At 64.8% G+C, this 25,154-nt stretch carries 21 protein-coding genes and 2 riboswitches; of the genes, 8 read left to right on the forward strand and 13 right to left on the reverse strand.

Features of this window, described 5'->3' with window-relative positions:
* Positions 1-30: 30 nt before the first annotated feature.
* Together BMG03_RS09405 and BMG03_RS09410 are read left to right on the forward strand one after the other, a co-directional pair.
* The gene (locus BMG03_RS09405) at positions 31-711 is read left to right on the forward strand and encodes an amino acid ABC transporter permease (RefSeq protein ID WP_075774679.1); all 681 of its coding nucleotides are present in this window, start codon (positions 31-33) and stop codon (positions 709-711) included.
* Positions 708-1,493, forward strand: coding sequence for an amino acid ABC transporter ATP-binding protein (locus tag BMG03_RS09410; RefSeq protein WP_075774680.1), 786 nt, complete (start codon positions 708-710; stop codon positions 1,491-1,493). Before BMG03_RS09405 ends, BMG03_RS09410 begins: the two co-directional genes overlap by 4 nt.
* 19 nt (positions 1,494-1,512) lie before the next feature.
* Here the strand turns inward: BMG03_RS09410 and nrdF are convergent, their stop codons facing one another.
* The 6 genes from nrdF to BMG03_RS09440 all read right to left on the reverse strand — a co-directional run bounded on the left by nrdF (position 1,513) and on the right by BMG03_RS09440 (position 7,153).
* Positions 1,513-2,490, reverse strand: coding sequence for a class 1b ribonucleoside-diphosphate reductase subunit beta (gene nrdF / locus BMG03_RS09415; protein ID WP_075774681.1), 978 nt, complete (start codon positions 2,488-2,490; stop codon positions 1,513-1,515).
* Positions 2,491-2,498: 8 nt separating this feature from the next.
* Positions 2,499-4,658 carry a class 1b ribonucleoside-diphosphate reductase subunit alpha gene (gene nrdE / locus BMG03_RS09420; RefSeq protein ID WP_075774682.1) on the reverse strand — a complete coding sequence of 720 codons (2,160 nt, stop codon included), beginning with the start codon at positions 4,656-4,658 and terminating at the stop codon, positions 2,499-2,501.
* Positions 4,640-5,062 carry a class Ib ribonucleoside-diphosphate reductase assembly flavoprotein NrdI gene (nrdI, locus tag BMG03_RS09425; protein ID WP_075774683.1) on the reverse strand — a complete coding sequence of 141 codons (423 nt, stop codon included), beginning with the start codon at positions 5,060-5,062 and terminating at the stop codon, positions 4,640-4,642. The genes nrdE and nrdI overlap by 19 nt, the downstream gene beginning before the upstream one ends.
* 15 nt (positions 5,063-5,077) lie before the next feature.
* Positions 5,078-5,299: a glutaredoxin-like protein NrdH gene (nrdH, locus tag BMG03_RS09430; RefSeq protein ID WP_075774684.1), complete on the reverse strand. Its 222-nt coding sequence runs from the start codon at positions 5,297-5,299 to the stop codon at positions 5,078-5,080.
* 97 nt (positions 5,300-5,396) lie between these two features.
* A riboswitch (cobalamin riboswitch) is annotated at positions 5,397-5,591 on the reverse strand.
* A gap of 77 nt (positions 5,592-5,668) precedes the next feature.
* Positions 5,669-6,718, reverse strand: coding sequence for a homocysteine S-methyltransferase family protein (locus tag BMG03_RS09435; protein ID WP_075774685.1), 1,050 nt, complete (start codon positions 6,716-6,718; stop codon positions 5,669-5,671).
* A gap of 129 nt (positions 6,719-6,847) precedes the next feature.
* The gene (locus tag BMG03_RS09440) at positions 6,848-7,153 is read right to left on the reverse strand and encodes a hypothetical protein (protein WP_075774686.1); all 306 of its coding nucleotides are present in this window, start codon (positions 7,151-7,153) and stop codon (positions 6,848-6,850) included.
* A gap of 124 nt (positions 7,154-7,277) precedes the next feature.
* Positions 7,278-7,480, reverse strand: a riboswitch (cobalamin riboswitch).
* Positions 7,481-7,629: 149 nt separating this feature from the next.
* On the opposite strand from BMG03_RS09440, the gene ppsA reads away from it, so the two are divergent.
* Positions 7,630-10,017: a phosphoenolpyruvate synthase gene (ppsA, locus tag BMG03_RS09445; protein ID WP_075774687.1), complete on the forward strand. Its 2,388-nt coding sequence runs from the start codon at positions 7,630-7,632 to the stop codon at positions 10,015-10,017.
* Positions 10,018-10,041: 24 nt separating this feature from the next.
* On the opposite strand, the gene BMG03_RS09450 is transcribed toward ppsA, so the two are convergent.
* From BMG03_RS09450 to BMG03_RS09465, 4 genes are read right to left on the reverse strand one after another with little or no spacing between them, the layout of a single operon-like run.
* On the reverse strand, positions 10,042-11,160 hold the full coding sequence (locus BMG03_RS09450; protein ID WP_075774688.1) for an ABC transporter ATP-binding protein: 1,119 nt from the start codon (positions 11,158-11,160) through the stop codon (positions 10,042-10,044).
* A 2-nt stretch (positions 11,161-11,162) separates the two neighbouring features.
* A complete protein-coding gene (locus BMG03_RS09455; RefSeq protein ID WP_075774689.1) occupies positions 11,163-12,056 on the reverse strand; it encodes a carbohydrate ABC transporter permease in 894 nt (297 codons plus the stop codon).
* Positions 12,053-12,934, reverse strand: a complete 882-nt coding sequence (locus tag BMG03_RS09460; protein ID WP_075774690.1) for a carbohydrate ABC transporter permease — start codon at positions 12,932-12,934, stop codon at positions 12,053-12,055. Before BMG03_RS09460 ends, BMG03_RS09455 begins: the two co-directional genes overlap by 4 nt.
* A gap of 29 nt (positions 12,935-12,963) precedes the next feature.
* The gene (locus BMG03_RS09465; protein WP_077701197.1) at positions 12,964-14,223 is read right to left on the reverse strand and encodes an ABC transporter substrate-binding protein; all 1,260 of its coding nucleotides are present in this window, start codon (positions 14,221-14,223) and stop codon (positions 12,964-12,966) included.
* 221 nt (positions 14,224-14,444) lie between these two features.
* Between BMG03_RS09465 and BMG03_RS09470 the strand changes: the two genes are divergently transcribed.
* The 5 genes from BMG03_RS09470 (at position 14,445) to BMG03_RS09490 (ending at position 22,360) form a co-directional block, all read left to right on the forward strand.
* On the forward strand, positions 14,445-17,081 hold the full coding sequence (locus BMG03_RS09470) for a cation-translocating P-type ATPase (protein WP_075774691.1): 2,637 nt from the start codon (positions 14,445-14,447) through the stop codon (positions 17,079-17,081).
* A gap of 120 nt (positions 17,082-17,201) precedes the next feature.
* Positions 17,202-18,941 (forward strand): acetate--CoA ligase, encoded by a 1,740-nt coding sequence (gene acsA, locus BMG03_RS09475; protein ID WP_075774692.1) that lies wholly within the window; start codon positions 17,202-17,204, stop codon positions 18,939-18,941.
* Entirely contained in the window at positions 18,938-20,935 is a 1,998-nt protein-coding gene (pdhA, locus tag BMG03_RS09480; RefSeq protein WP_075774693.1) for a pyruvate dehydrogenase (acetyl-transferring) E1 component subunit alpha, read from the forward strand. The genes acsA and pdhA overlap by 4 nt, the downstream gene beginning before the upstream one ends.
* A gap of 4 nt (positions 20,936-20,939) precedes the next feature.
* Positions 20,940-22,121, forward strand: a complete 1,182-nt coding sequence (locus BMG03_RS09485) for a dihydrolipoamide acetyltransferase family protein (RefSeq protein ID WP_075774694.1) — start codon at positions 20,940-20,942, stop codon at positions 22,119-22,121.
* Positions 22,118-22,360, forward strand: a complete 243-nt coding sequence (locus tag BMG03_RS09490; protein ID WP_075774695.1) for an acyl carrier protein — start codon at positions 22,118-22,120, stop codon at positions 22,358-22,360. The genes BMG03_RS09485 and BMG03_RS09490 overlap by 4 nt, the downstream gene beginning before the upstream one ends.
* Positions 22,361-22,460: 100 nt before the next feature.
* On the opposite strand, the gene BMG03_RS09495 is transcribed toward BMG03_RS09490, so the two are convergent.
* The 3 genes from BMG03_RS09495 to BMG03_RS09505 form a co-directional block, all read right to left on the reverse strand.
* Positions 22,461-23,249, reverse strand: coding sequence for an outer membrane protein (locus BMG03_RS09495; RefSeq protein WP_075774696.1), 789 nt, complete (start codon positions 23,247-23,249; stop codon positions 22,461-22,463).
* Between the two features lie 149 nt (positions 23,250-23,398).
* Complete coding sequence (locus BMG03_RS09500) at positions 23,399-24,232, reverse strand: hypothetical protein (RefSeq protein ID WP_075774697.1); 834 nt, start codon at positions 24,230-24,232, stop codon at positions 23,399-23,401.
* 88 nt (positions 24,233-24,320) lie between these two features.
* Positions 24,321-25,076 (reverse strand): hypothetical protein, encoded by a 756-nt coding sequence (locus tag BMG03_RS09505; protein ID WP_075774698.1) that lies wholly within the window; start codon positions 25,074-25,076, stop codon positions 24,321-24,323.
* Positions 25,077-25,154: the final 78 nt, after the last annotated feature.

Consider the following 25,154-nt stretch of genomic DNA (forward strand, 5'->3'; position numbering starts at 1 on the left):
GGCGCGTCAGGCTTGCAGAAAGGATCCGCTATGGCTGACTGGTTGCCCCTGATGTGGTCATCGCTCGTGCCGCTTTTGCAGGCGACGGTGACCTTCACGATCCCGCTGACGCTCATCACCTTCACGCTGGGCCTTGCGCTCGGGCTGCTCTGCGCGGTGATCCGGCTGTTCGGGCCGCGTCCGCTGGTGTGGATCGTGCGGTTCTATGTCTGGGTGATCCGGGGCACGCCGCTTCTGGTGCAGCTTTTCCTGATCTTCTACGGGCTGCCGAGCCTCGGGATCACGCTCGACGCCTTCGTGGCGGGGCTGATCGGCTTCACGCTGAATGTCGGCGCCTACACGTCGGAAATCCTGCGCGCGGCGCTGTCCTCGGTGTCCAAGGGGCAGTGGGAAGCGTCCTATTCCATCGGCATGAACTGGCGGCAGACGATGACCCGCACCATCGTGCCGCAGGCCTCGCGCGTCGCGGTGCCGCCCTTGTCGAACAGCTTCATCTCGCTGGTGAAGGATACGTCGCTCGCCGCAGCGATCACCGTGCCGGAACTGTTTCAGGCGGCGCAGCGGATCGTCGCGACCACCTATGAACCGCTCGTCCTCTATGTCGAGGCGGCGCTGATCTATCTCGCGCTCTGCTCGGTCCTGTCGGCGCTGCAGGGGCGGCTCGAACGGCGCCTTGGCCAATATGGCGGCTTTCTGGAGGAACGCACATGATCGAGCTGTCGAATATCACCAAGCGGTTCGGCGAGAACGAGGTTCTGTCGGGGATCTCGCTGTCTTTGCCTGAGGGCTCCGTGACCGCGTTGATCGGCCCCTCCGGTGGCGGCAAGAGCACGCTTTTGCGTACCATCAACCTGCTGGAGGTGCCGACGAGCGGCACGCTCGCCATCGGCGACGCCACGGTGACGCTGACCGAGGGCGGGCGGCTCTCGCGCGGCCAGATCCAGAGCATTCGGCAACAGACCGGGATGGTGTTCCAGAACTTCCAGCTCTTCCCGCATCGCACTGCGATCGAGAACGTGATGGAGAGCCTCGTGACCGTGCAGAACTGGCCTGCCGCGAAAGCCCGCGAGCGCGCGATGTCGCTCTTGGAGAAGGTCGGAATGGCGCATAAGGCCGATGCCTGGCCCGCGACGCTTTCGGGCGGGCAGCAGCAGCGCATCGCGATTGCCCGCGCGCTCGCCCCGTCGCCGAAAGTTCTGCTCTGCGACGAGCCGACCTCGGCGCTCGATCCGGAACTGGCGGCGGAAGTCGTCGACGTTCTGGCACAGCTGGCCCGCGAGGGCACGACGATGGTGATGGCCACCCACGATTTGCGGCTGGCCTCGCAGATCGCCGAGCGGGTGGTCGTGCTGGAAAGCGGCGGGGTGGTCGAGACCGGCCCGGCGCGGCAGGTCTTCGATGCGCCCGAGCGCGAGCGCACCAAGCGGTTCATCGCCACGCTGAAATCGACCGGCGAGACCGCAGCCCCGGATACTGCCCCGCGCCCCGTCTGAGGCGCGGGCGGCGGCGGGTTCAGAACGCCCAGTCCTCGTCCTCGGTCGCGACTGCCTTGCCGATCACGTAGCTCGATCCCGAGCCCGAGAAGAAGTCGTGGTTTTCGTCCGATCCGGGCGAGAGCGCGGCGAGGATCGCGGGGTTCACGCGCGTCGCCTCTTCGGGGAAGAGCGCCTCATAGCCGAGGTTCTGCAGCGCCTTGTTGGCGTTGTAATGCAGGAAGTGCTTCACATCCTCCGTCAGGCCCAGACCGTCATAGAGCTGCTCGGTATAGCGGCCCTCGATGTCATAGAGGTCGAACATCAGCGAGAAGGCAAAATCCTTGATCTCGGTGCGCTCGGTCTCGGTCGCCCGCTCCAACGCGCGCTGGAACTTGTAGCCGATGTAATAGCCGTGGATCGCCTCGTCACGGATGATCAGGCGGATCAGGTCGGCCGTGTTGGTCAGGCGCGCGCGGCTCGACCAGTGCATCGGCAGGTAGAAGCCCGAATAGAACAGGAAGCTTTCCAGAAAGACGCTCGCCACCTTGCGCTTCAACGGGCTCGCCGTCGCGTCGTATTCGTCGAGGATCAGCCGCGACTTGGCCTGCAGATGCGGGTTTTCCTGCGACCAGCGGAACGCCTCGTCGACCTCGGCGGTGTTGCACAGTGTCGAGAAGACCGAGGAATAGCTGCGCGCATGCACGGCCTCCATGAAGGCGATGTTGGACAGCACCGCTTCCTCATGGGGCGTCGCCGCATCCGCCATCAGCGCAGGCGCGCCCACGGTGTTCTGGATCGTGTCCAGCAGCGTCAGCCCGGTGAAGACCCGGATCGTGAGCGTCTGCTCATCCTCGGTCAGTTGCGACCAGCTTTGAATGTCGTTCGACAGCGGCACCTTCTCGGGCAGCCAGAAATTCGACGTGAGCCGGTTCCAGACTTCGAGATCCTTGTCGTCCTGAAGGCGGTTCCAGTTGACGGCACGCGGAACGGGGCGGGATGTGTGCAGATCTTTCATGGCGGGCCTCACAGGGAACAGGATACGCAGCCCTGCACCTCGGTCCCCTCGAGGGCCGCTTGGCGCAGGCGGATGTAATAGATGGTCTTGATGCCGCGCCGCCATGCATAGATCTGGGCGCGGTTGATGTCGCGGGTCGTGGCCTCGGCCGGGAAGAACAGCGTCAGCGAGAGACCTTGATCGACATGCTCGGTCGCTGCCGCATAGGTGTCGATGATCGCCTCGGGGCCGATCTGATAGGCGTCGCGGTAGAACTCGAGATTGTCGTTCGTCATGTAGGGCGCGGGGTAATAGACCCGGCCGATCTTGCCTTCCTTACGGATCTCGATCTTCGCGGTGATCGGGTGGATCGAGGCTGTCGCGTTGTTGATATAGCTGATCGAGCCGGTGGGCGGCACGGCTTGCAGGTTGCGATTCCACAGGCCGGTCTCCATGACCCGGTCGCGCAGCTCGGCCCAGTCGGCGCGGGTGGGCAGGGTGATCCCGAAGCGGTCGAACAGGGCCGTGACGGTGTCGCTCTCAGGCAGAAAGTCGCGGGTGACGTATTTCTCGAAGAAGCTGCCATCGGCATAGGCAGAGGCCTCGAACCCCTTGAAACTCCGGCCATGCTCGGCGGCCAGCCGGTTCGACTCCGCCAACGCGTGATAGGCTACGGCGGCGAAATAAACGGAGGTGAATTCGATCCCCTCGGGGCTGCCATAATGGACGCGCTCGCGGGCGAGGAAACCGTGCAGGTTCATCTGACCCAGACCGATCGCGTGGCTTTCCTCGTTGCCCTTGCGGATCGAGGGGACGGCGTTGATCGCGCTCATCTCCGACACCGCCGAGAGCGCCCGGATCGCGGCCCCGACGCTCGCGCCCAGATCGCCGCCATCCATCACCTTGGCGATGTTGAGCGAACCCAGATTGCACGAGATATCCGTGCCCATCTGCGCGTAGCCCAGATCCTCGTCGAACTCGGAAGGCTCGGCCACCTGCAGAATCTCCGAACACAGGTTCGACATGGTGATCCGTCCCGCGATCGGGTTGGCGCGGTTCACCGTGTCTTCGAACATGATGTAGGGATAGCCGCTTTCGAACTGGATCTCGGCCAGCGTCTGGAAGAAGGCGCGGGCGTTGATCTTGCGTTTGCGAATCCGCGCGTCGTCGACCATTTCGTGGTATTTCTCGGTCACGGAAATCTCCGAGAAGGCGCAGCCATAGACCCGCTCCACGTCATGCGGCGAGAAGAGATACATCTCCTCGTTCTTCTTCGCGAGCTCGAAGGTGATGTCGGGGATCACCACGCCGAGGCTCAGCGTCTTGATCCGGATTTTCTCGTCCGCATTCTCGCGCTTGGTGTCGAGGAAGCGCAGGATGTCGGGGTGATGGGCGTGCAGATAAACCGCGCCCGCACCCTGACGCGCGCCCAGCTGGTTGGCATAGCTGAAGCTGTCTTCGAGCAGCTTCATCACCGGGATCACGCCCGAGGACTGGTTCTCGATCCCTTTGATCGGCGCGCCATATTCGCGGATATTGGTCAGCATCAGGGCCACGCCGCCGCCGCGTTTCGACAGTTGCAGCGCCGAGTTGATGCCGCGCCCGATGCTTTCCATGTTGTCTTCCAGTCGCAGCAGGAAGCAGGAGACGAACTCGCCCCGCGCCTTCTTGCCCGCGTTGAGGAAGGTCGGCGTCGCGGGCTGGAAGCGACCCGCCAGCATCTCATCCATCAGCCGCATCGCCAGCGCTTCGTCGCCGCGCGCGAGCGTCAGCGCCACCATCACCACCCGGTCCTCGTAGCGTTCGAGATAGCGCTGCCCGTCACGGGTCTTCAACGTGTAGGAGGTGTAATATTTGAACGCGCCGAGGAAGGTCGGAAAACGAAACTTTGCCGCGAAAGCCGCCTCCCAGATCGCGCGCTGAAAGTTGCGCGAATACTGATCGAGCACGGCGGCGTCGTAATAGCCTTCCTCCACCAGATAGCCGAGCTTCTCGTCCAGCGAATGGAAGAACACCGTGTTCTGGTTCACATGGCGCAGGAAATATTGCCGCGCCGCCATCCGGTCGGCCTCGAAGCGGATATTGCCCTCCGCGTCATAGAGGTTGAGCATTGCGTTGAGCGCGTGGTGATCAAGCCCCGCGAATTCCGAGGCCGTGGCCCCGCTCGGTTTTACTTCGCTGTCGAGCATTCCAGCCTCCAGAAATTGTCGAGACCCGCGCGCACGCGGTCGATGTCAGTGTCGGTCCCCGCCAGTTCGAACCGGTAGAGCACGGGGATGTTGCATTTGCGCGCCAGCAGATCGCCCGCGCAGGCGAAGAGCGCGCCGAAATTGCGATTGCCGCTGGCGATCACGCCGCGCAGACCCGCGCGGCGGGCGGGATCGTTGAGAAAGGCGATGACCGGTTTCGCGACCGCGCCGCGCCCCTTGCCGTCGGCGTAGCTCGGGCAGATCAGGACGTAGGGGCAGGGCGGGTACGGCATCGCCGCCTCCGCCGAGAGGGGCAGACGCAGCGCGGGCAGACCCAGCCGCTCCACGAAGCGCTGCGTGTTCCCCGAGGCCGAGGAGTAATAGATCAGCCTTGCCTGTCCCATGATCCGGGCCCGCGCTCAGCTGAGCTGTCCGATCATGTCGGGCCGGAAGCCCGCCCAGTGATCCTCGCCCGCGATCACCACGGGCGCCTGACGGTAGCCGAGGTCCTGCACCATCTCCATCGCGGCGGCATCCTCGGTGAGGTCGATCACGTTGTAGTCGATCCCCTTGGCATCCAGCGCACGGGTCGTGGCGGTGCATTGCACGCAGGCCGGTTTCGAATAGACGGTGATGGTCATGTGTCCTGTCCCTTTGTTGGCTGTCGGCAGCGCGGGACAAGGCTCGTGGGCAGGGTGCCGCAGCACATAGCCACGCGCCCGGGCCCTCCGCCGCGGTCGTCGTCTATCTGCTCTGGCAGGTCTCCTGGCTCGCGGCTCGAGCGCCTCTCGGTCCGTCTTCCCGGCGCATTGCACCAGTGACATTCGGACATCAGGCTCGCCGCTTACAGTTGCGGGGGCAGCGCCGGAATTCCACCGGCTTCCCTCTTCGCCTGCGGAGTGACTCGCAGGAACCAAAGCAACATCATATTGGGATGCATGGTGTATCGGTGTCAATATATAGATTGCCCTGCCGCGCGAAACTCTCGCGCGACAGGAGCGTGTCTTGCCTCAGGCCCCGTCGCCGAGCGCCCGGATATGCGCCGGGAGGCGGTCGTTCTGGCCATACATGAAGTGGTTCTCCATGCGCTCCGAGAAGCGGCTGGCCTCGGTCTCGCGACCCACGGCCTCGGCCATTTCGCGGATATGCATCGGGCTCGCCCCGCAGCACACGCCGAGGTAATTCACCCCGATCGCCTGCGCCTCACGCGCAAAGGCGCCGATCTCGTAGCGGTTGCAGGCCAGCGGATCGAGCGCGGTTGGAAAGGTCCGGCCATGCGGCGAGGGGCAGGTGCAGCCGTTGTGATCGGAGAGGTTGAAGAAGGTGGGCTCCTCCTTCGTGGTCCGGTAGGGCACGGGCAGGGCGCCGACATGGCAGCTCACCGCCGCGCGCACCTTGCGCAGCCACGGCATCATCGTCTGCGGCCCGCGGAAGCAGTTCAGCCCGACGACATCGGCGCCCGCCTGTTCGAGTTTCTGGCAGGTCTCGACGATGCCGACCCCGTCCATCATCTCGTTGGCCGCCATCGGCGCCAGCGTCAGCACCACCGGCAGCCCCGACGCCTTCGCGGCCTCGAGCGCGCATAGCGCCTCGCCCGCGTAGTAGAAGGTCTCGCCGATGAGGATATCCGCGCCTTCCTCGACCGCCCAGCCGACCATCTCGTCGAACATCGCGCGCACCTCGGCCTGCCGCGCCGGATCTGCCGGGTCCCAGATATTCGTGTTCGAGATATTGCCCGCCATCAGATTTCCGGTCTTGGCATCGGCGACCTCGCGGGCGATCTTCAGCGCCGCGCGGTTGAGCGGCTCCAGCAGGTCTTCCTTGCCGATCACGCGCATCTTCTCGCGGTGGCCGTTATAGGTGAAGGCCTCGACGATATCGCTGCCGGCGCGCTGGAAATCGACATGCAGATTGCGCAGCGCCTGCGGGTATTCGAGCGCCACCTCGGGCACGAATTCCCCGGCGGTCAGATAGCCGCGCCGTTCCAGTTCGAACAGAAAGCCCTCGGCGCAGATTACCGGGCGCGCGTCGAGCAGGCGGGTCAGTTTGTTGTCATTCATGGAGAGATCCTCTCAGTTCATCCATGACCATCGTTGGACAGAGCCGAGCCTCGCAGGGAACGAATGACGCTCCCTACTGCAATGGTCCTCGGTCGGGCCGCAGAGAGCGACCGCAAGACGAAAAGCGGGTCAGAGGCCGCGCCGGGCGCGTGCCCCGCCGCGCCGCACCGGCGGGGGCATCTCGATCGGCAAGGCGAAAGGCTGCGGGGTCAGCGACTCCAGCAACAGCTCGCAGAACACCTCCACCGCTGGTGAGATCAGGGAGTGCGGATAGGCCTGCATATGGGCGACGATCGCCGCCTTCGCATAGGGCATGTCGCCCGGCAGCGTGCCAAGCCATTCCATGTAGCCCAGCGTGCCCAGCTCACGCGCCCGCAGCGGCGAGATCGGCCCTATATCGAGTTGTAAGAGTGAAAGCGTTCGTTCCAAAAGCATCGCGCCCTCCGCGCAAAAGGGCGGGATTGGTCGCGGCACGGCGATATGCGAGGTCCGATCTGGTCCATCTCTCGACTCTCCGTCCCAGGGCACCCCGCCCGGGTTTAAGGTGACCGAGATGCGCGGCGGCGCATCCGAGATGGCAGGTCTCCTGACTCGCGGGTCGTGGCTTCACCGGACCTTCCCAACCTTTGCAGGTCAGTGGCGTTTTCGGTGGCGCTCGCCGCTTACAGTTGCGGGGGCAGTCACGGAGTTGGGCCTCGCCCGCACCGTGTTCCCTTTTCAGCCGACCCTTTGGGGCCGGACACCATCCCGGATTTGATCGCAGGAAAATCCGGCGCTGTCCAGAACGGATTGGGCGGCTGGAGGGTGCGCAGGCAGAGCCCCGTCCGAAAGGCTCCGCGTTGACAGAGATCAAGGCCCCGATGCGCGCCTCGGATAGAGTGCCCGCAAGTGCAAACAGGAGAGGCGAGCCCATGACGACGAAGAAAGAAGTCATTCCTTTCGATAGCTTACGCCGCGAAGATGTCGCGCTTGTGGGCGGCAAGAACTCTTCGCTCGGCGAGATGGTGCAGGAGTTGGGCGCCAAGGGTATTCAGGTCCCGCCGGGCTTCGCCACCACCGCCGACGCCTATCGGATGTTTCTTGAAGAGAACAAACTGACCGAGGCCATCGCGGGCTATCTTGCGGATTACGATGCCGACAAGATCAGCCTGCATGTCGCGGGGCAAAGCATTCGCGACACCATCGTGGCCGGGGACTGGCCTGCCTCGACCGTAGCCGCGATCCGGGAGGCGTATCGCGATCTGTCCAAGCGGGCAGGGGTGCCCGAGGTCTCCGTCGCCGTGCGCTCGAGCGCGACGGCCGAAGACCTTCCCGATGCCAGCTTCGCCGGTCAGCAGGAGACCTATCTCAACGTCTCGGGCGAGGAGGAGCTTCTGACCGCCTGCCGCAAGTGCTATGCCTCGCTCTTCACCGACCGCGCGATCACCTATCGCAAGCTCAGAGGGTTCAATCACCTCGATGTCGCGCTCTCCGTGGGCGTCCAGCAGATGGTACGCTCCGATATCGGCGGGTCGGGGGTGATGTTCTCGATCGACACCGAAACCGGCTTCGACAAGGTCGTGCTGATCAGCGCGGCCTGGGGCTTGGGCGAAAACGTCGTGCAAGGCGCGGTCACGCCGGACGAGTTTCAGGTCTACAAGCCGTTCCTCGGTAAGACGGGGATCAAACCGATCATCGAGAGGAAGCTCGGCGCGAAAGAGATCAAGATGATCTATGCCGGGCCGGACGCTCCGAACCCGGTGCGCAACGTGCCCACCTCGAAAGCCGAACGCGGTCGGTTCGTCCTGTCGGATGACGAAGTGCTCGACCTCGCGCAGCAAGCGGCGACCATCGAAGCGCATTACGGGCAGCCGATGGACATGGAATGGGCCAAGGACGGCGTCACGGGCAAGCTTTACATCGTGCAGGCGCGCCCCGAGACGGTTCAGTCGCGAGTCTCCGCCGGGTCTTTGCGGCGTTACACGATCGGCGCGCACGGTCCGGTCGTCGTCAACGGTCTGTCGGTGGGCGAGCAGATCGCGACCGGGCGGGTCTGCCTGATCGAAGACGTCAAGGATATCGACGATTTCGTGGACGGCTCGATCCTTGTCACCTCGACGACGGACCCCGACTGGGTGCCGGTGATGAAACGGGCCTCGGCGATCATCACCGATCACGGCGGCAGAACCAGCCATGCCGCCATCGTCAGCCGCGAGTTGGGTGTTCCCGCCGTCGTCGGGTGTGGAGATGCGACCCATGTGCTGCATGACGAGCAGGAGGTGACCGTCTGCTGCGCCGAAGGGGACGAGGGTCTGGTCTATGACGGCTTTGCCGAGTTCACGGTCGAAGATCTGAACCTCGACGCGGTGCCGGAAACCAAGACCAAGGTCATGCTAAACCTCGCCAATCCGGCCATTGCCGCGCGCTGGTGGCGGCTGCCGATCGATGGTGTCGGTCTGGCGCGGATGGAATTCGTGATCTCGAACACGATCCGGGTCCACCCGATGGCGCTGCTGCATTTCTCCGACATTCAGGAGGCGGAAGTGCGGGAGGAAATCGAAACCCTCACAAGGGGATACGAGGACAAGTCCGAATATTTCGTCGATCAACTGGCGCTCGGCCTGTCTCGGATCGCCGCCGTAGCCTATCCGAACCCGATGATCCTGCGGCTGAGCGATTTCAAGACGAACGAATATGCCGACCTGCTTGGCGGGCGGCAGTTCGAGCCAGTGGAATCCAACCCGATGATCGGCTGGCGCGGGGCCTCGCGCTATTACGATCCGGCCTATGTCGACGGGTTCCGGCTGGAATGTCGGGCGATCCGTCGGCTGCGCGAAGAGGCCGGGTTCGACAATGTGCTGGTGATGGTTCCGTTCTGCCGGACGCCCGAGGAAGCCGACCGCGTGCTGGCGGTGATGGCCGAGGAAGGGCTGGTGCGCGGATCGAACGGGCTGCAGATCTACGTGATGTGCGAAGTGCCCTCGAACGTCATCCTCGCCGAAGCCTTCGCCGAGCGGTTTGACGGGTTCTCCATCGGGTCCAACGATCTGACGCAGCTGACCCTCGGCATCGATCGCGACAGCGACAGGCTCGCGACGCTCTTCGACGAACGCCATGCCGCGGTTCAGTGGATGATCCGGACGGTCATAGAGAAAGCGCATGGCGTGGGCGCGAAGGTCGGTCTCTGCGGTCAGGCGCCCTCGAACTACCCTGAATTCGCCCGCACACTGGTGGAGTTCGGGATCGACTCGATCTCGGTGACACCGGACAGCTTCCTGAAGGTGAAAGGCCATGTCGCGGAGGCCGAAGGCAAAGGGTGACCGGACGCCCGCGGGCTGCACGCGTTAGAGGCGCAGCCCGGTCTCGGCGTCGAAGACCTTGGCCTTGCCCATATCGACCTCAAAGCTGAAGGGCGCGCCCGGGGGCAGGGCGTCCTCGGGCCGGACCCGGGCGATCACCTCGGTCTCGCCCAGGGCGAAGACGATCATCGTGTCCGGTCCGGTCGGCTCGACCAGATCCACCGGACGTTCGAAGACGAAACGGTCGGGGCCGGGCAGTTCGGTCCCAGCCATGAAGATCACCTCCGGCCGAAGCCCGAGGACGACCTTTTGCCCGTCGGGGGCGGTGATCCGCTCCGCGAGATTTTGGGACAAGGGGAACCGAAGCGCTTCTGCCGCGCCCTCCGCCACTTCGACAGATACGCCTTCCGGCCCCCCGCGGCGCAGGACACCGGGCAGCATGTTCATCGGCGGCGAGCCCATGAAGCCCGCGACGAACAGGTCCACCGGATCGTCGTAGATCGCGCCGGGCTCGGCCACCTGACGGATATGGCCGTTATCCATCACCGCGATCCGTGTCGCCAGCGTCATCGCCTCGATCTGGTCGTGGGTGACATAGACGACGGTCTTGCCGAGCCGCTGGTGCAGCTTCTTGATCTCGGTGCGCATCTCGATCCGCAGTTTGGCGTCGAGGTTCGACAGGGGCTCGTCGAACAGAAACACTTCGGGCTTGCGCACGAGCGCGCGGCCCATTGCGACGCGCTGGCGCTGGCCGCCCGAAAGCTGGCCGGGCTTGCGGTCGAGATAGGGATGGATCTGCAGAAGCGTGCTGAACTCCTCGACGGCTTTGGTCTGATCGGCGCGCGGGACGTGGCGGGTCTGCATCCCGAAGGTGATGTTCTCACGCACCGTCTTGGTCGGGTAGAGCGCATAGGACTGGAACACCATCGCGATGTCGCGGTCGCGCGGCGGGGTGTCGTCGACCCGTCGCCCCGCGATGTCGATATGGCCGTCGCTCAGCGTCTCGAGCCCGGCGATCAGGTTGAGCAGGGTCGACTTGCCGCAGCCCGAGGGCCCGACGAGGACAATGAACTCGCCCGCCTCGATCTCGAGGTCGATGCCCTTGATCACCTCGTTGGTCCCGAAGCGTTTGCGCACGCCCTGAAGGGAAATTCCCGCTGCCATCGCTACCCTTTCACCGCTCCGGCCGAGAGACCGCGCACGAACCACGCCCCGGCCAAGACATAGACCGCCAGCGTCGGCAGGGCCGCGATAATCGCCGCGGCCATGTCGACGTTGTATTCCTTCACCCCGGTCGAGGTGTTCACCACGTTGTTGAGCGCCACCGTCACCGGGTTGCTGTCGCCGATCGTGAATGCGACGCCGAACAGGAAGTCGTTCCAGATCTGGGTGAACTGCCAGATCACGGTGACCACGATCGCGGGCAGCGACATCGGCAGCACGAGCCGGAAGAAAATTCCGAAGAAACCCGCCCCGTCGACCTTCGCCGCCTGAATGATGCCGTCCGAAACCCCGATGAAGAAGTTGCGGAAGAACAGGGTCGTGAAGGCGAGGCCATAGACCGTGTGCACGAGGATCAGCCCCGGGACCGTGCCCGCAAGCCCGAGTTGGCCCAGCACCCGCGCCATCGGCAGAAGGATCACCTGAAACGGAATGAAGGCGCCGAACAGCATCAGCGCGAAGATCGTATCGGCGCCGCGAAAGCGCCACTTGGTCAGCGCATAGCCGTTGAGCGCGCCCAGTATCGTCGAGATCGCCACCGCCGGGACGGTCATCATCACCGAGTTCCAGACATAGGGCGCAAGCCCGTTGCAACGCACGCCCACGCAGGCGCTGTTCCACGCCTTCTCCCAGGCGCTGAAGTCGAGCGCCTGCGGCGGGCTGATGAGTGAGCCCTCCCTGATCTCGGCCAGCGATTTCAGCGAGGTCGATATCATCACCAGAAGCGGGATCAGGTAGTAGATGCAGAACAGCCCGAGCACCACGAAGAGCAGCGCGCGCATCAGGCCGTGATGCAGCCCCTTGCGCCGGACGATCCCGCCTGTGCTGCGTGCGCTCATCCGGCTGTCTTCCTCAGTTCCGAGTAGAGATAGGGCACGATGATCGCGATGACCGTCATAAGCATCATCGTGGCACTCGCCGCCGCTACGCCCAGCTCGCTGCGCTGAAAGGCGAAGGAATACATGAAGGTGGCGGGCATGTCGGTGGCATAGCCCGGCCCCCCGCCAGTCAGCGCGATCACCAGATCGAAGCTCTTGATCGCGAGATGGGCGAGGATGATGACGGTGGAGAGGAACACCGGTCGCAGCATCGGCAGCACGATCCCGGTATAAGTGCGCCACGGGCCCGCGCCGTCGATCGCCGCCGCTTTCAGCACCTCGTCATCGACCGAGCGGAGCCCGGCCAGAAACAGCGCCATCGCATAGCCCGAGCTTTGCCAGACGGCCGCGATCACCACCGTGTAGATCGCGTAATGCGAGTTCACCAGCCAGTCGAATCTGAAGCTCTCGAACCCGGCCTGATGCATCAACCGCTCCAGGCCGAGGCCGGGGTTCAGCATCCATTTCCAGACCGTTCCGGTGACGATGAAACTCAGCGCCATCGGGTATAGGTAGATCGTGCGGATCACCCCCTCGATGCGCACCTTCTGGTCGAGCAGGATCGCCAGAAGGATGCCGATCGCCATCGAGATCGAGATGAACAGGCCCGAAAAGATAAACAGGTTGCGGATCGCCACGTACCAGCGCGGCGTCTGCCAGAGACGGACATATTGGCTCACCCCGTCGAATTGGTAGTCGGGCATCACCCCCGAGCGGGTCAGCGAGATATAGGCCGTCCAGCCGATGAAGCCGTAGACGAAGAACAGGCTCGCCGCGAAAAGCGGAGAGACGACAATCGCGGGCAGGCGCCTTTCCAGCGCCCGCCCGAACCTTGCCATGGGGCCCGTCCTCCCGGACATTGCAGGCCCTAGTTTTCCTGCGCGCGCTTGACCGCGGCAGCGAGTTGCTTGACCGCGTCCTCGGAACTCATGTCGGAGTTGAAGAACGCCGTCACAAGATCGAGGAACTCGCCGCGCACCGAGCGGGGCACCGCCATCTCATGCGTCATCGACGGCACCAGCGTGTCGTTCTCGATCGCGGCCAGCAGGTCTTCGTGCGAGCGTTTGGCACAGGCGTCGAAATCATCGAGCGGCACATCCGTGCGCGCCGGGATCGACCCTTTCGCGAGGTTGAAGACCTTCTGGAACTCGGGCGACATGATCAACCGCGCCAGCACTTTCTGGCCCTCGATGCGGTCTTCTCCCTCCACCTTGAAGAAGGTGAAACTGTCCGAATTCAGCACGAAGCCCTTGCCCGGCGTGGGCCAGCACAGGAAATCCTTTTCCGGAACCTTGCCCGCCGCGAGGAATTCGCCCTTGGCCCAGTCGCCCATGATCTGGAAACCGGCCTCGCCGCGCATCACCATCGCGGTCGCGAGGTTCCAGTCGCGGCCCGAGAAGTTCGGATCGACATAGCCACGCAGCTTGCGCAGCTGATCGAAGGATTTGACCATCATGTCCGAGGTCAGGGCCTCCGGATCGAGCTCCACCAGCGCCTTGCGGTAGAAATCGGCCCCACCGATTCCCAACACCACGTCTTCGAACAGCGTCGCGTCCTGCCAAGGCTGACCGCCATGGGCGAGCGGCACGATACCCGCCGCCTGCAGCTTGTCGGCGGCTGCGTTGAACTCGTCCCATGTCGTGGGCATGCCTTCGACGCCCGCTTTCTTCAGCACCTCGGGGTTGGCCCAGATCCAGTCGACGCGGTGGATGTTGACCGGCGCTGCGACGTATTTGCCTTCGTATTTCATGATTTCGGCCAGCGCCGGCGGCAACACATCGTCCCAATTGCCCTCATCCGCCACGGACTGGACGTCGTTGAGCGCGCCTTGCTGGGCCCATTCCTGAATGCCGGGCCCTTTGAGCTGCACGGCGGTCGGCGGGTTTCCGGCCACGACGCGCGCCCTCAGCGCGGTCATCGCGGCATCGCCGCCACCGCCCGCGATCGGCGAGTCGATCCATTCCCCGCCCTCGGCCTCGAAGGCTTTCTTCAGTTCTCCGACGGCCTTGGCCTCGCCCCCGGAGGTCCACCAGTGCAGAACCTCGACCGTGCCATCCGCCCGCGCGGCGCTGGCCGAGAGCGCGCCAGCGACACTCACCGCCGCCATCATGGCTTTACAAATATGCATGTTTTCCTCCTCCTCCCGGTCGCGCTTGCGGTGAAATTTCGCAGCCAGACCTGCGATCTAGGCTGGGGCGACATCGGTGAACCGTCATTGACCGGGATCAACGATCCGTGATCTGGGTGCGGCCGGGGGAGCGTTCTGCGGCATTCCTACGCAAGGCGAGACGATTGCGTAGGCCGCGGAAAGGCTTACCATCGACGTGGGATCACCGAAGGCCCCCGGGAATGCAGGATACCGACGCCGCACCAGCATTTGTCGAAACCGCCGAGGCGGTGCTGGCGCGTCTGTCCGTGCCGTTTCCGGACGGGCTGTCCGCCGAGGAGGCCGCCGCGCGCCTCGCGCGCCACGGCCCGAACGCCCTGCGCCGTCAGAAACCGCGCAGTGCGCTCAGCATCTTGCTGCATCAGTTCCAGGGGGTGATCGTCGCGCTTCTCGTTCTGGCGACGGTGTTCTCGCTGGTCATCAACGATATCGTCGAGGCGTTGGCGATACTCGTCGTGCTGCTCCTGAACGGCGCGATCGGGTTCTTCACCGAGCTGCGCGCGACCCGTTCCATGGAGGCGCTGTTCAGCGTCGCCGAGGTCCGTACCCGGGTGCGCCGGGACGGGATGCTGCGCGAAGTCGACGCCCACGATCTGGTGCCGGGCGATCTCGTGATGCTCGAGGCGGGCGACGTTGTGACCGCCGATCTGCGGCTGGTCGAAGCGTCGGGGCTTTATTGCGATGAATCCGTGCTGACGGGCGAGTCTCTTCCGGTGCGCAAGATCACCGAAGCGTTGCCCTCCGACGTCGTGTTGGGGGATCGTTCCAATATGGCGTTCAAGGGCGCGGCCGTGACGCGGGGTGCGGCGATCGGCGTAGTGGTGCGCACCGGCATGGAGACCGAGATCGGCAAGATCAGCCAGCTCGCGATGGAGGCCAGCACGGAGCCCACACCGCTCGAACACCAACTGACGCGGCTCGGGCAGCGACTTGTCTGGCTGACGATCGTCCTCGCCGTCGCGATCATCGTCACGGGACTGGCGCAGGGCCACCCGCTCACCGGTATGATTCAGACCGGGGTCGCGCTTGCCGTGGCCGCGATCCCCGAAGGTATTCCCGTCGTTGCCACGCTGTCGCTCGCGCGTGGGATGTGGCGGATGGTGCAGCGCAACGCCCTGATCAGCCGGTTGTCCTCGGTCGAGACGCTCGGGGCGACCACGCTGATCCTGACGGACAAGACGGGGACGCTGACCGAGAACCGGATGAGCGTGGTTCAGGTCTTGCTCGACGGGGGGAGCGTGAATCTGGACGGCCCGGATAGCGGAATCGCGGACGACCGTCTGCGCGCGGCGCTGCAGATCGGCATGCTGTGCAACAATGCCGAGCTGGGGGACGGCGAGGATGGCCGGATCGGGGATCCGACCGAGCTGGCGCTACTGAGTGCAGCGCGAAAGCTAGGGGTGTCCGAAGACGGAGCAGATTCACGCCTGCTCCAGCATGCGTTCGAGACCGACAGCCTGATGATGGCGACGGTCCATGAACTTCCGCAGGGGGGTATGCTCTACGCGACAAAGGGCGCGCCCGAAGCGGTGATCGCTGCGTGCTCCGAGGTTCTGGGGCCGGAGGGTGCGCGTCCGCTGAGCGATGAGGACAAGGCAAGCTGGATCGCCCGCAACGCTGAAGCGGCGGGCGAGGGGTTGCGCGGGATCGGACTCGCTATGAAGCAGGCGGGGGGGACGGAGGAGGCCCCCTATGAAGGGCTGACGCTGGTCGGTATCGCCTGTCTCGCCGATCCCCTGCGCAAGGATGTCCCGCCCGCGATCGCGGCCTGCCAGAGCGCAGGGATACGGGTGATCATGCTGACAGGGGATCACGCCGAGACCGCCGCACGCATCGCCAGAGATGCCGGGATCAGTGAGGACGGTGTAATGGCGATCGAGGGGAGAGAGCTGACAGGTCTCGATCTTGAGAGCGCCAGCGATGACACGCTCGACCGCCTGCGCAAGGCCAGCGTCTTCGCCCGCGTGGCCCCGGCGACGAAACTGGAGCTTGTCAGTTTCTACCAGCGCGAGGGGGAGACCGTCGCGATGACGGGCGACGGGGTGAATGACGCACCGGCGCTGAAGAAGGCCGATATCGGCATTGCGATGGGGCAACGCGGCACCCAAGTCGCCCGCGAGGCGGCGCATATGGTGCTCAAGGACGATGATTTCGCGACCATCGTCGAGGCGGTGCGACAGGGCAGGGTGATATTCGGCAATCTCCGCAAGTTCATCGTCTACCTGATGTCGTGCAATCTCTCGGAGATCCTCGTGGTGGGGATCGCCGTGGGGGTGGGGCTCCCCGCGCCGCTCCTGCCCCTGCAGATCCTGTTTCTCAATCTCGTCACCGATGTCTTCCCGGCGCTTGCGCTTGGGATGGGGCATGGCGACGGACACGAAATGAGCCGTCCGCCCCGCGACCGTGCGGAGCCGATCCTCGCGAGGCGTGAATGGGAACGCATCGTCATTCTTGGGGTCATTGTAACCCTCGCGACGATGCTGGCCTTCGGAGGGGCGCTCTACGGTTTACAGCTTGCCCCCGGGGCCGCCGTCACGGTGGCCTTCGTCACCCTCGCGCTGGGCCAGCTTTGGAACGTGTTCAACATGCGGGAGGGGGACACTCACGCCCTGCGCAATGATGTGACGCGCAACCCTTATGTCTGGGGCGCGCTCGTGCTGTGTCTCGTGCTGATCGCGGGGGCGCTGTGGCTACCCGGGCTCTCCGATGTGCTGCAGCTTCCGTCGCCCGGAATCGCGGGGCTGACGCTCGCCGGGGCGATGAGCCTGCTTCCGCCGCTGCTGGGGCATCTGGTCGTATCGCGCGCAACCCGCAGATAATTTCCGCTCACGCGTTGAGCCACATCAATGAAACTGCCTCCTGTCTTCGCCTAGGGAAGATCATGGCCGTTCGTGACAGGGAGCGGTCTGTCGACTGGCATCACCTTGGGAGGAGGCGTGATGACTTGGGCGATCATCCAGAAGTCGGCCGCCGAACGCGCCGCCGCCACGCTCTCCGAGGAGGACCGCAAGGCGTTCACATGGGACACCGCGCGGGCGATGCTCGACGGGTTTCCCGATGGCGGATTAAACATCGCGCATGAGGCGGTGGATCGGCATGTCGCTGCGGGTCATGGGGATGACGAGGCGATCCTCTGGCTCGGCAAGGACGGCGAGCGGCAAAGCCTGAGCTATCGTGATCTTGCTGCCCGGACCGCGCGCTTCGCCAATGTTTTGACTGCGCACGGGCTGGAACCGGGCGACCGGCTCTTCGGTCTCGCCGGCCGGGTGCCCGATCTCTACGTCGCGGCGCTGGGCACGCTGAAGGCAGGGATGATCTTCTCGCCGCTCTTTTCCGCCTTCGGACCCGAGCCCCTGCGCACCCGGCTCGAGATCGGCGAGGCCAATGCGCTGATCACCACCGCCTCGATCTATCGCCGCAAGATCGCCGCGTGGCGGGACGAAATTCCCTCGCTCAAACTGGTGCTGATCATCGGCGACGAAGCGCCGGAGGGTTGCGTGGCGCTCGGCCCTGCGATGGCGGCGGCCTCGGAGGCGTTCGAGACGGTTCATACGGCACCCGAAGATCCCGCGTTGATCCATTTCACCTCCGGCACCACGGGCCGCCCGAAAGGCGCGGTGCATGTGCATAATGCGGTGGTAATGCATGCGGCGGCGGGCCGCTACGCGCTCGAACTGACGCCGGGCACACGCTACTGGTGTACCGCCGATCCGGGCTGGGTGACGGGGACATCCTTCGGGATCATCTCGCCGCTGGTGAACCGGGTGCGGATGATCGTTGATGAGGCCGATTTCGATCTCGACCGCTGGTACGGCATCCTCGAGCGCGAGCAGATCGAGGTCTGGTACACCGCGCCCACCGCGATCCGCATGATGATGCGCGCAGGGAAAGAGGCGGCCGAGCCTTACGATTTCTCGACGCTGCGGTTCATGGCCTCGGTGGGCGAGCCGCTCAATCCCGAAGCCGTGGTCTGGGGCAACGAGGTCTTCGGCAAGCCCTTCCACGACAACTGGTGGCAGACCGAGACCGGCGGCATCATGATCGCCAATACCCGCGCGATGGATGTGCATCCCGGCTCGATGGGCAAGCCGCTGCCGGGGATCGCGGCGGGGATCGTGGAGCGTGTCGACGACGGCCTGCGCGAGTGCAAACCCGGCGAGATCGGCGAACTGGCGTTGCGCCCCGGCTGGCCCTCGATGATGCGCGCCTATCTGCACGAAGAGGCGCGCTACGAGAAGTGTTTCGTGGGTGGCTGGTATCTCTCTGGCGATCTCGCGATGCGCGATAGCGAGGGCTATTTCTGGTTCGTCGGTCGCGCCGACGATCTCATCAAATCCTCCGGTCACCTGATCGGCCCCTTCGAGGTCGAAAGCGCGTTGATCGAGCATCCGGCAGTAGCCGAGGCTGCCGTGATCGGCCTGCCCGACGAGACCGCAGGCGAGGTCGTGAAGGCCTATGTCGCGCTCAATCCGGGGTTCGAGCCGTCCGAAGATCTCGAACGCGACATCCGTGGTCTCGCGCGCAAGAAGCTCGGCGCGGCGGTCGCCCCGCGCGAGGTGGTGTTCCGCAAGACCCTGCCGAAGACCCGTTCGGGCAAGATCATGCGCCGTCTGTTGAAAGCGCGCGAGCTGGGCCTGCCGGAAGGCGATATTTCGACGCTGGAGAGTGACGAGAGATGACTGCCGACAAACCGCACCTGACCCATGACCACATCCGCGAATTGCTCACGGCGATGATCCGTGTGCGCCATTTCGAGGATAAATGCGCCGAGCTCTACACGCAGGAAAAGATCCGCGGCTTCCTGCACCTCTACGATGGCGAGGAGGCGGTGGCCTCGGGCGTGATCCCGCGGCTTGGCCCCGATGATCGCGTGGTGGCGACCTATCGCGAGCACGGTCATGCGCTGGTGCGCGGCGTGCCGATGGAGCGCGTGATGGCAGAGATGTATGGCAAGGCCACCGGTGCCTCGGGCGGGCGGGGCGGCTCGATGCATATCTTCGACGCCGAACGGAATTTCTACGGAGGCAACGCGATCGTGGGGGGCGGGCTGCCGCTGGCCGTGGGGCTTGCGCTGCGCGACCGGATGATGGGTGCGCCCAATGTCACCGCCTGCTTCTTCGGCGAAGGGGCTGTGGCCGAGGGCGAGTTCCACGAGTCGATGAACCTTGCGCAGCTCTGGTCGCTGCCGGTGCTGTTCGTGTGCGAGAATAACGGCTACGCGATGGGTTCGGCTTTGGCGCGGACCGAGGCCGTGACCGACATCCGGCGCAAGGCGGCGGCTTATGGGTTCGCGACCGAGCAGGTGGACGGGATGGATGTGGTCGCGGTCGAGGCCGCCACCCGCCGCGCGCTCGCCGCGATCCGCGAGACTGGCAAACCCTATTTCCTCGAATGTCTGACCTATCGGTTCCGCGCGCATTCGATGTTCGACGCCCAGCTCTATCGCGACAAGGACGAGGTGGCCGCGTGGCGCGAGAAGGGACCGATCGTGCGGTTCCAGTCCTGGCTCTACGAGAGCGGGTTGATGCATCCCGAAGAGGTCGCGCAGATCGAGGCGGGGGTGGAGGACGAGATCGCCGCCGCCGTCGCCTATGCCGAGGGGAGCGAGTGGGAGCCGCTCGAGACGCTCACCCGCCATGTCATGGCCGAGGAACGCCCCGCGCCGCCCGCGCCGCCCGAACCCAGCGCCGAGACCGTCGAGATGACCTATCGCGAGGCGGTCAAGCAGGCCATCCGCGACGCGATGATCCGCGACGAGCGGGTCTTTCTGATGGGCGAGGATGTGGGCGCTTACGGCGGTTGCTATGCGGTCTCGAAAGGGTTGATGGACGAATTCGGCGAGGACCGCATCCGCGACACGCCGCTGTCGGAGTCCGGCTTCACCGGGGCCGGGATCGGTGCGGCGGCGGCAGGGATGCGGCCCATCGTCGAGGTGATGACGGTGAATTTCTCGTTGCTCGCGCTCGACCAGATCATGAACACCGCCGCCACGATCCGGCATATGTCGGGCGGACAGTTCGGCGCACCCGTGGTGATCCGTCTTGCGACCGGCGCGGGCAAGCAACTCGCGGCGCAACATTCCCATTCGCTCGAAGGGTGGTACGCGCATATTCCGGGGCTGCGGGTTCTCGCGCCCGCCACGCTGGAGGACGCGCGCGGGATGCTCTGGACTGCGATTGAGGATCCCGATCCGGTGCTGATCTTCGAGAATGTCATGCTCTACAACATGACCGGGCAGATCGCCGCGAATGCGGGGCCGGTCGACATCGACAAGGCCGCGATCCGGCGCGAGGGCAAGGATATCAGCCTGATCACATATGGCGGATCGCTGTGGAAGACGCTCGAGGCCGCCGAGGCGCTGGCGGGCGAGGGGATCGAGGCGGAGGTGATCGACCTGCGCTGCCTGCGCCCGCTCGATGATGAGACGATCATGGCCTCGCTCGCGTGCACGCGCCGCGCGGTGATCGTGGACGAGGGCTGGCGGTCCGGTTCGCTCTCCGCCGAGATCGCGGCCCGGATCGGGGAGCAGGCCTTCTGGCATCTCGATGCGCCGGTGGGGCGGGTGTGCTCGGCCGAGGTGCCGATCCCCTATCCCAAACATCTCGAGGACGCCGCCATTCCGCAGGTGCCCGCTATCGTCGCCGCCGTGAAGACGACGCTCGGGAAAGGGTGACGCGATGGCCGTTTTCAAGATGCCTTCGCTCGGCGCGGATATGGAGGCGGGCAAGCTGGTCGAATGGCTGGTGAAGCCCGGCGATACGGTCAAGCACGGCGATATCGTCGCGGTGGTCGAGACCCAGAAGGGAGCGATCGAGATCGAGGTCTTCGAGGACGGTGTGGTCGAAAAGCTGGTGGCAGAGCTTGGGCAAGACCTGCCGGTTGGCGCGCCGCTTGCCGTTATCAAAGCGCCCGGGGAGGCGTCGGCGGAGACCTCTGAGGCCGCGCCGCCAGTTGCGCCGCAGTCGCCTACCGAACCGGTCGAACCGGAGGTATGGATGGAGCCGCCAAGTGCGCCGCCTCCCGCCACCCCATCAGGGATCGCCGCCTCTCCTGCCGCGAAGGCACGCGCCGCAGAATTGGGGGTCGCGCTGGAGAGCCTGACCGGCAGCGGGCCGGGGGGCGCGATCGTGCTCGCCGATGTCGAGACGACGAGACCCGCCGCGACGCCGAGCCCGGCAGAAGATCGCGGCGCATATATCGCAGAGATGCGCAAGGCGATCGCCGCTGCGATGGCCCGGTCCAAACGCGAGATCCCGCATTACTACGTCACCCACACGGTCGATCTCAGCGCTGCGAGCGATTGGCTGAGCGCCGCCAATGCGAACCGCCCGCCCGAAGAACGCATCCTGATGGGCGCGCTTCTGATGAAGGCGATGGCACTGGCGGCTCGCGAGGAAAAGGCGGTGAACGGGCATTTCGGGGAGGACGGGTTCACGCCATCCCCGGCGGTTCATCTCGGCCTCGCAATCGCGCTTCGGGGCGGCGGGCTCGTGGCCCCAGCAATCCTCGATGCCGACAAGAAAAGCCTGCAGGATTTGATGGAGGCGATGCGCGACCTCACGATGCGCGCTCGCGCCGGGCGGCTCAAAAGCTCGGAGATGAGCATGGCGACGCTGACCTTCTCGGCGCTTGGCGAGAGCGGGGTCGAGGCGATGGCCGGAATCATCGTGCCGCCGCAGGTCGCCATCGTCACTGCCGGCGCGCCCGGCCCGCAAGCATTGGTGCGAGACGGCAAGGTGGTTGCCGCGCAGGCCGTGACGCTGACCCTCGCCGCGGATCACCGCGTGAGCGACGGGCGGCTGGGCTCGAAATTCCTGACCGCGATCGACGCGAAGCTGCAAACGCCGGAGGAGCTATGACCGAAGATGAAATCCGCAGAGCCTATATCGAGGAGCTCGTGCGCGTCGCTCCCGATCTCGATCCCGCCGAAATCGCGGGGTCCGATCATCTTCAGGACGATCTTGAACTCGACTCGATGGATATTCTGAATTTGGTGATTGCGCTCGATAAACGCTTCGGCGTCGAGATTGCCGAAGCCGAGTATCCCCAGATCGCCACCCCGGATCTTGCTGCGGGGTTTCTCGCGTCGCGGATGTGAGAGGGAGGGGCGCAGCCGTATCTGGCGGAGCTGCTTTATCGGAAGTCCTGCGGGGGGCTGGATAGGGCAGCAAGCAGTCCGGCACCCCCCGCAAGAAGCCTCAGAGTCGCTGCAGCGGGATGCGCAGGCTGATCGAGAGCACATGCGCGTCGTTCTCGAAGGTCAATGGAGCGACCGGCGATTCACCACTGGTCAGCGGCGTGCTGCCGCCCTTCGCGGTCCCGAAGCTGTAATAGCGATAGGACATCTCGAGGATCGCCGGATGCTTGCCGGGAGCCGTCAGTTGGTAGGCCATGCCGATGCCGAGCGAATAGGCGAAATCGCCGTGGGTGTCGCCCGAGAAGCTCCGGTCTACGGAATCCTTCGCGGTATTCGTCCGCGTCCAGTCGCTGACCTTGTTGTTGGCGTAACCAAGCCCCGCCACGACGAAGGGATGCAGGCGGGAATTGACGCCCATCTGCTCGAACGGGGAATAGTAGAGATTACCCATCACCGCGCTGGTCGAAACCGAAGCCGAGGTGATATCGGCATGGTTGCCGCTGGTCGTGTGCGGACCGGTCGTCGTGGCCGAGCCAGTCGTGAGGACGCTGACATCACCGCGGAAGCCGTTCATCCAGTCATAGCCGAAGGCGATCTCTCCGAAGCCACTCGTATCGTTGCTCAGGTTGAAATCGATCCGCGGATCGTCCGGATATCCGGGCGGGAGCCAGTGCTCGTCGGAGGGTCGGGTGTTCGCGACCCCGAGCCCGAAGCGCACGTAAGGTCCGTAAGTGACGCTTGCCGTGCCCACCTTGAAGAAGTTGGCCGAGTCTTGTGCCGTAGCAGCCGCCGGGGCCGCAAGGCTGAAGACAAGGGCGCAGGCCGCAGCCAGCTTCGTTGAAAATTCCATCTCGATGCCTCTCTGTCCGTCTTTAGTCATTCGCCGGGTCGGATATCCCCATGTCGCGGGATAATGATCTCCGAACCGTGCAAGCAGAAGTGAAATTCTCTGCCCACGCTTTACGCGAGGGCAGAGTGTTGCCTAGGTTCCATAGAGTCTCAGCCGTCATGCCCGGCGAGAACCGCGATCCGCACCGCTTCGGCTTGCGCGGCGAGACTGGTGGCTGCCGCGCCCGTCACCGGCTGGCCGAGAATGGTCGTCACCGCCGTCACCGTGGCGGCCGTGATCGGCACGGTCTTGTCCGAGGCCGTGCCCAGGAAAATCGCCTCCAGCGTCGCGGTGTTGTTCGTCACCCCGAGACTCGAGAGCGCCGAGCTGCCATCCAGCGTGTCCTTGAGAAGGGCGAGGTTTTGCAGTGGCGAGTCGATGAAAGAGACGTTGTCCCAGTTCAGCGAAAGCTGGTCGATCGCCTGATTGAGCGGCAGGTTGTAGAACGAAACCATGGTCGGCGAAATCGTCGCCAGGGCTTCCTCATAGGCGCGCTGAAGCACGTGATCGGGTGAACGCGCCACGTTCAGCCGCCCGAGCTCGACCTCCGGAATGCCTTCGCTGGACCAGACGGGCTTGGTGCCGCGCGTGCCCGACGGGGTGCCGGCTTGCGGACCCTTGCCCTCGGAATCGGGGCCGGGGCCGCCCTGACCCTGCCCGGAAGAGCCGCTGGCGCCGCCATGGCCGCCGCTCTCCTCATGCGTGCCGTCGTCCTCGTGGCCGCCGCTGCTCGAGCCATGGCCAGCCTCGCCGGTCTTGCCCTTCTGCTGGCCGCCATCCGTGTGATCGCCATCGGTATGCGAGCCGCTGTCCTGCGCAAAAGCGCTCGGCACGGACAGATGGAATGTTCCGAAGGTCGGGCCGGGCTGCACGGTAAGGCCCAGCCCCGCGATGAGCGCGATGCCGGCTACGGTCGTTGCGCGTTTTGCAGTCTTGCGTGTCATGACTGCCTCCTTGTTATGTTGGAAATGGGTCTGTCGACCCGGACCCCGCGCCGACGGGCGGGTCCGGGCTATTGCGTTTCGGATGCGATCAGCCGTGCCCGGCGAGGATCGCGATGCGAACGGCCTCGGCATCTGCAGCGAGGGATGCCGCCGCGGTACCCGTCACCGGAACCCCGAGGATCTGCGTCACCGCAATCACCGTATCGGTCGAGATCGGGACAGTCTTGTCCGACGCCGCGCCGAGGAAGATCGCCGCGAGCGTGTCGGCATCATTCGAGACGCCGGAACTCGCGAGCGGCGTCGAGCCGTCGAGCGTCGCCTGCAGAAGGCCGAGGTTCTGCAACGGCGAGTCGATGAAGCTCACGTTGTCCCAGTTCAGCGAAAGCTCCTCGATCGCCTTGTCCAGCGACAGGTTGTAGAAGGAGACCATCTCGGGCGAGATCGACGCGAGTGCTTCTTCATAGGCCTGATCAATCACGTGCTCGGGCGAGCGCGCGACGTTCAGACGACCGAGTTCGACCTCAGGAATTCCTTCCTGCGACCAGGTCGGCTTGCCGCCGCCAGAAGAGGAGGGGGCGCCTGCCTGCGGCCCCTTGCCGTCGGAATCTTCTCCCGGGCCGCCTTGTCCCTGACCTTGCGATTGCCCGGTCTGAGCGCCTTTGCTGCCCTGACCCTGACCGCCTTGATTTCCCTTGCCGGTCCCTTGGTCGCCGGACTCCTGTGCATTGGCCGCGAAGCTTAGCGGACCGGTGACCGGTGCCTGCCATGCGATCGCGACTCCCAGCGCCGCTGCAAGAGCGACGAGCGAGACGCGAGATTTGCCCGTGAACAATGGATTACGCATTTCATCTTCCTCCACTTTGATGACGCATGGAACCCGCGTCGATCAGAGAAAATCACAGGAGAAGAGAGCGAACTTTGA

This window comes from Thioclava nitratireducens, from assembly GCF_001940525.2.
Classification (GTDB): Bacteria; Pseudomonadota; Alphaproteobacteria; order Rhodobacterales; family Rhodobacteraceae; genus Thioclava; species Thioclava nitratireducens.